Raw genomic sequence first — 6,228 nt, 5'->3', positions numbered from 1 at the left:
GGCGTCCAGTCTGGCGTGCACGCCGCGAGCCGACATCGCCCGCCACGACACGCGTGCCCCGATCCGGTAGGCCGAGAGGAGAGCGTCGGTCGAGCGCCCGTTGCGGGCCTCGCCGCGACCCAGCTGGTAGGCGCCCTCGGCGGCGGGAGCGGCCGGCGTGCGGGGGTCGGCGCCCTCGGTGCTGCCGGCCAGGGACAGGAAGGAGCCGAGGGCGACCTGCACGGCTCCCCGGATGGTCTCGCCCATCGGGCCGGCGAAGGCGTCGGCATAGCTCGGGACCTCCTCGATGATCACCGACACGACGTCCTCGGCGATGCCCGGCAGGGCGGCCCGGATGTCGGCGACCGCTCGCGGAGGCAGGGCGAGAGGCATCTGGGAGAACGATTCCAACGGCATTATTGTCTCCTGCGAACAAAGAGTGTCGATGCATTCACATCGTCAGGTCAGGAGTTTATCTCCTGAGTCCAGCACACTGAATGACATGACCACCACCGCACTCTTCGGCCCGGCCCCCACCGCGGCTCGCGTGCCCCTGCGGGACCGCCTGCGCAAGCTCGCCGACGCCGCCGTCACCCCCCTCGACCTCGACGACGTCCTCGACGTCTTCCACCCGCTGCGCTCCGGTGCCCCCCTGCGTGGGCGCATCGTCGAGGTGCGCGCCGAGACCGCCGACTCCGCCACGATCGTCATCAAGCCCGCCAAGGACTGGGCCGGCCACGTGCCCGGACAGTACGTCCGCGTCGGTGCCGAGGTCGACGGCGTACGGCTCTGGCGCACCTACTCGCTGACCCACGGCCCGCGCCGAGACGGCTGCCTGTCGATCACCGTCAAGGCGATCCCCGGCGGCGTCGTCTCCAACCACCTCGTGCGCCGCGCTCGTGCCGGGCAGATGCTCCAGCTGGCCCAGGCGCAGGGCGAGTTCGTGCTGCCCGACCCGCTGCCGGCCAAGCTGCTGCTGGTCACGGCCGGCTCCGGCATCACGCCGGTGATCGGGATGCTGCGCAACCTCTACTCCCGCGCCACGGCCCCGGCAGTCGACATCACCCTCGTGCACGTCAACACCGACGAGTCGAGCGCGATCTTCCGCGACGAGCTGCGCGCCCACGCCGCCGACGGTCACCTCACCCTCATCGAGCGGTACGACGACCGCGACGGTCTCCTGGACGTCGCCCACCCCGAGCACGGGCTGGCCGCGCTGGTGCCCGACCTCGACGAGCGCCTCGCCTACGCCTGTGGCCCGGCCGGTCTGCTCGACGCCCTCGAGGCCTTCCACACCGACCGCGGCCTCGAGCTGACCACCGAGCGCTTCCGCCCCGTCGTCCTCGGCGAGACCGGCGAGGGTGGCACGCTCAAATTCACCTCCGGCGTCACCGTCGAGGCCGACGGCGACACCCCGCTGCTCGACGCCGGCGAGGCCGCCGGCGTGCTGATGCCGAGCGGCTGCCGCATCGGCGTCTGCTTCGGCTGCGTGCTGCCGCTCCAGGAAGGCGCTGTGCGCGACCTGCGCAACGGCGCGATCACCCGCGCGGTGCCCGGCGAGACCGGCCCCGAGGGCGTCCTGATCCAGACGTGCGTGAGCGCCGCCGCCGGCGACTGCACCGTCTCCCACTGACCTTCCCCCGCACCCCCGTCGTACCGACGAAAGGCACTCCATGACTGTCATCACCAAGCAGGACGTCAACCCCACCAGCCACCTGACGCCCGAGAACATCGAGCAGCTCGGCCGCGACCTCGACGCCATCCGTCAGAGCATCCTCGATGCCCGTGGCGAGAAGGACGCGGCCTACATCCGCAAGGTCGTCGACGTGCAGCGCAAGCTCGAGCTCGGCTCGCGTGCGGTGCTGCTCGTCAGCATCCTGCCTCCGGCCTGGGTGCTCGGCACGGTCGGCCTGAGCATCGCCAAGATCCTCGAGAACATGGAGATCGGGCACAACGTCATGCACGGCCAGTGGGACTGGATGCGTGACCCGAAGATCCACTCGACGACCTGGGAGTGGGACAACGCCACGCCGTCGGACGCCTGGAAGCACTCGCACAACGAGGTGCACCACGCCTACACGAACATCGTCGGCAAGGACAACGACCTCGGCTACGGCATCATGCGCGTCGACGAGGACCAGCGCTGGTCGCCCTTCCACCTCGGCCAGCCGCTGTGGAACTTCATCAACGCCTGCTTCTTCGAGTACGGCATCGCGGCCTACGACCTCGAGCTCGGCAAGAACCTGTCGATCCCGAAGGAGAAGCGCAGCGAGGCCTTCAAGCAGAACCTGCGCAACACCAAGGCCAAGATCCGCAAGCAGGCGACCAAGGACTACGTCGTCAACCCGCTGCTCGCGCTGCCGACCGGCTCGCTGGTGCCGACCCTGGCGGCCAACTTCACCGCCAACCTGGTCCGCAACCTGTGGACCCACTCGGTGATCATGTGCGGTCACTTCCCCGAGGGCGTCGAGACCTTCGAGAAGAAGTCGATCCCGGAGAACGAGTCGCGCGGCGACTGGTACCTGCGCCAGATGCTCGGCTCCGCCAACATCACCGGCTCCAAGGCCATGCACCTGATGACCGGCAACCTGAGCCACCAGATCGAGCACCACCTCTACCCCGACCTGCCGAGCAGCCGGTACGCCGAGATCGCCCCCCAGGTGAAGCAGGTCTTCGAGACCTACGGCCTCACCTACGTCGAGGGCTCGCTGCCGAAGCAGGTCTACTCGGCCTGGCACAAGGTCGTGCGGCTCTCGCTGCCCAACGGCTTCCTGGCCACCACCACGGTCAAGAACGCCCCGCAGCAGGCCAAGCTGCTCTGGGCGATGTCGACCAAGGGCAAGAAGGTCCGCCGCGCAGCGCAGGCCCGCCTCGAGCAGACCGCACGTCGCAAGAAGGCTGCCGCCGCCTGAGCGGTCCCGTCTGATCGAGCCCGTCTGATCCAGCACCCACGGCACCTACCGGTTGAAGCGCAACCGGTAGGCGCCGTGCTGTGCTTCGTAGCCCATGCGGGTGTTGATGCCTCGGATGCCGGCGTTGCCGACCTCGTTGGTCGTCGAGCTGCTCGTGGCGCCGAGGCGTACGGCGTCGTGGTGCGCCTGCTGCTTGACCAGCAGCGCGAGCCCGCGGCCGCGGAAGCGCGGGTCGACGCCGGTGTACATGACGCTGAGCTGGCCCTCGTAGATCGAGCCGCTGACGATCGCCGCCGGTACGCCGTCGACGCGGGCCACCACCTGCACCGGCTCGGAGCCCTGCATGGTGGCCTGAAGCCGGTCGAGGTCGAGCACCGCTCCGGCGAGGGCCTCGGGGCTCGTGCGGCTCGAGAGGAGCATCGCCTCGACCGCAGCCCGGTCGGGGTAGGCGAAGTCGGTCGAGCTGTCGAGGGTCACGTCCGGTGGCGGCGAGGGAGCAGGGGTCGTCGGGTCGAGGAGCATCGCACTGGTGATCGACAGCTCCTCGACCTCGAAGCCCCAGTGCTGCGCGACGGCGAGGGCGCGCGGTTCGTCGTCGTACACCGCCGTGCGCAGCTGGGTGGTCGACGCGGGGATCCGCGGCGCGAGCGCCGTCCAGAGGTCTCGGCCGACACCGGTGCCTTCATAGGCGGCGGCGACGCTGACCGCGACGACGGTGCGGCCGGTGGCCATGAAGGTGCCGGAGGCCATCACGACGTGACCGAGGAGGACGTCGTCGGAGCACGCGACGAGAGCCACGAGGTCGGGCCACGTCTCGGGGACCTCGAGCATCCAGCCCGCCTCGGCGCTCGTCTGGTGCGGGTTGCGGGCGGTGCAGAGCGCGATCATGGACGCGTGGTCGTCAGGCCCTGCCTCGCGGATGAGCACCCGCTGATCATGCACCCGCCGGACGCGCGACGGTAGGGCGAGCCTCAGCCGGCGTGGGCGGGGGTGACCGCGCGGTGCAGACGTCGCTGCTGGGTCGTCATGAGCGTCAGGGCCAGCACCGAGGCACCGATCGTGACGAGGAACGCGGCGGTCGAGCCGCTGGCGTCGCCGAGGCGGCCGGCGATGCTCGAGCCGAGTGCGTAGCCGATGCCGGTGGACGCGGCGAGCAGCGTCATCGCCGTACCGACCCGGTGGGCGGGCACGACGCGCTCGGCCATGGTGAAGATCGCGATCATGTACGGCGCCACGGCGAGGCCGAGCACCAGCACCACGAAGGTCACGCCCACCAGGCCGCCGACGAGCAGCAGCGGCAGCGACAGGACGACCAGCGCGATCGCAGCGACCAGAGCGCGGCGCTCGTGGCCGATGCGGGCCGGCAGGTAGGCGGTCGCGATGCCGGCGACGGCGCTGCCGACGCCGAGGGTGGCGTGCACGAGACCCGCGACGCCGGGCTGGCCGGCCTCGGTGGCGAGCACGGTCGCGCCGGTCTGGGTGCCGCCGAAGAGCATGCCGATCGAGAGCTGGCCGAGGGCGAGGACGACGAAGGTGATCGTGAGGAGGCGTCCGTCGTCGACGACGGTGCGTCCGAGGGACGCCAGGTGGGCCAGGCGCGCGGCGGGGTCGAGTGCGAACGCCGTACCGAAGACGGCCAGCAGCCCGGCCGCCAGGAAGAGCGCGCCACCGGGGGAGACGGCCACGGCGGCAACGCCGACCAGGGCCGGGCCGATGGCGAACGACGCCTCGTCGGCGGCGCCCTCGTAGGAGAAGGCGGCGTCGACCAGGCTCCGCTGCTGCGGTCCGGTCTCGCCGGCGCGGTCGGTCAGCGGGCGCCAGCGAACCCGCGCCAGCGAGCCGACCTGCGGCAGCACGAAGCCGGTGGTCGCGGCGACGGCCACGACCAGCTGCGAGCTCAGCCCGGCGTTCACCGAGAGCACCAGGGCGCTCAGCCCGACGGCACCGGCGATCGACTGCACGAGCACCACCGGACGCTGGCCGATCCGGTCGGCCAGGGCGCCCGCGATCGGGGAGCCGATCGCGTTCGCGACGGCGAGCGCGCCGGCGGTGAGACCGCCGAGGCCGTAGCTGCCGGTCGCGGTGGAGACCAGCACCAGGGTGCCGAGCTGGCTCATCGCGAGGGGGAGTCGGCCGAGGAACGCCACCAGCACGAAGCCGGGTCCTGCGAGCTCGAGCAGCCGGCGATAGCTGCCGAGAGGGGAGAGCGGAGCTGTCGAGACAGCGGTCTGCTCTGGGGGACTTGCCTGGGACAAGGTCACGAGAGGGGCCTTTCGGGGGTACGTCGGAAACCGACGCGCCAACCCACCACTGCGCGCTCAACCCTCTGCAGCCTCGATCTTAGGGGGCGGTGAACCGATCCTCCACATGCTGAAGGGTGGGACGGGCACCCGACGCGCCCCTACCCTGAGACGGTGAGCTCCCCCCGTCCTGCCGACCGTCCTGCCGACCGTCGTACCGTCCGTCGCTCCACCTTTCCCGTGCTGCTGGTGCTGTGCCTCGTGCTCGCCGGTGGGTCGTGGGCCCCGGCCCTCGGTGATCTCGTCGACGCCTCCGGGCCGAGCGCGCGTGCCGGCACGAAGGTCTCCATCAAGACGTCGACGTCGGTCGCCAAGGCGGGCCGGAAGGTGCTCGTCACCGGCAGGGTCGCGGCGGGGAAGAAGCGTGCGGTGAGGCTCGAGACGAAGGTGGACGGCGTCTGGCGTGGCCTCGCGTCGGGACGCACCGACAAGCGAGGTCGCTACCGCCTGCGACTGCCGACGACCTGGTACCGCACGCACACCCTTCGCGTGCTCGCCCCGGCCGCGGGTGATCGGCCCGCCGGCACCAGCCGCACGCGCACCGTGCGGGTCAAGCCGTCGTACCGACCGATCGGCGACCGCGGCAGCTACACGCTGGCGGGGGAGAGCTACCGCTGGAACCCGTGCGCGCCGATCGAGTGGCGCTTCCGCGCGGGCCAGGGGTTCGGCGGGTCACTGAAGGTGGTCAAGCGTTCGCTCACGGAGGTCACCCGGGCGACCGGGCTGGCCTTCACCTATCGCGGCACGACCTCGACGGTGCCGATCAGCGAGGACCACGCCGGCGAGGCCGACCTGGTCATCGGCTGGGCGACCCCGCGCGAGGTCCCCGAGCTGGCCGGGGGCACGGCCGGCTTCGCGCAGACCAAGGCGATCGGTCCGTCATCCGACCGGCTCGAGATCGCTCAAGGGGCCGTCGCACTCGACAGCACCGAGCCGCTCACGGAGTCGTACGCCGCCAAGGGCCTCGTCGCCTGGGGCCAGATCATGGTGCACGAGATCGGCCACGCGGTCGGCCTCGCTCACACCGACGCCCGGGA

Annotated in this window: 5 protein-coding genes and 1 pseudogene; 3 read left to right on the top strand and 3 right to left on the bottom strand. The window is 71.2% G+C overall.

Features of this window, described 5'->3' with window-relative positions; all coding sequences use genetic code 11:
• A pseudogene (locus tag VOI19_RS11895) lies at positions 1-390 on the bottom strand (PucR family transcriptional regulator); the annotation flags it as partial.
• Positions 391-481: 91 nt separating this feature from the next.
• On the opposite strand from VOI19_RS11895, the gene VOI19_RS11890 reads away from it, so the two are divergent.
• Entirely contained in the window at positions 482-1,612 is a 1,131-nt protein-coding gene (locus VOI19_RS11890; protein WP_323793176.1) for a ferredoxin reductase, read from the top strand.
• A gap of 40 nt (positions 1,613-1,652) precedes the next feature.
• A complete protein-coding gene (locus tag VOI19_RS11885; protein WP_323793175.1) occupies positions 1,653-2,891 on the top strand; it encodes an acyl-CoA desaturase in 1,239 nt (412 codons plus the stop codon).
• Positions 2,892-2,936: 45 nt separating this feature from the next.
• Here VOI19_RS11885 and VOI19_RS11880 read toward each other — a convergent pair whose 3' ends face one another.
• Both VOI19_RS11880 and VOI19_RS11875 read right to left on the bottom strand, forming a co-directional pair.
• On the bottom strand, positions 2,937-3,818 hold the full coding sequence (locus VOI19_RS11880) for a GNAT family N-acetyltransferase (RefSeq protein WP_323793174.1): 882 nt from the start codon (positions 3,816-3,818) through the stop codon (positions 2,937-2,939).
• Positions 3,819-3,862: 44 nt separating this feature from the next.
• Positions 3,863-5,152 (bottom strand): MFS transporter, encoded by a 1,290-nt coding sequence (locus VOI19_RS11875; RefSeq protein ID WP_323793173.1) that lies wholly within the window; start codon positions 5,150-5,152, stop codon positions 3,863-3,865.
• 153 nt (positions 5,153-5,305) lie between these two features.
• Here VOI19_RS11875 and VOI19_RS11870 point away from each other — a divergent pair.
• Positions 5,306-6,228 (top strand): matrixin family metalloprotease (locus VOI19_RS11870; RefSeq protein WP_323793172.1); only part of this gene is annotated, 923 nt, incomplete at its 3' end.

The sequence above is a fragment of the Nocardioides sp. genome (assembly GCF_034670285.1).
GTDB lineage: Bacteria > Actinomycetota > Actinomycetes > Propionibacteriales > Nocardioidaceae > Nocardioides.
This window is presented reverse-complemented; position numbering and strand designations above follow the sequence as displayed.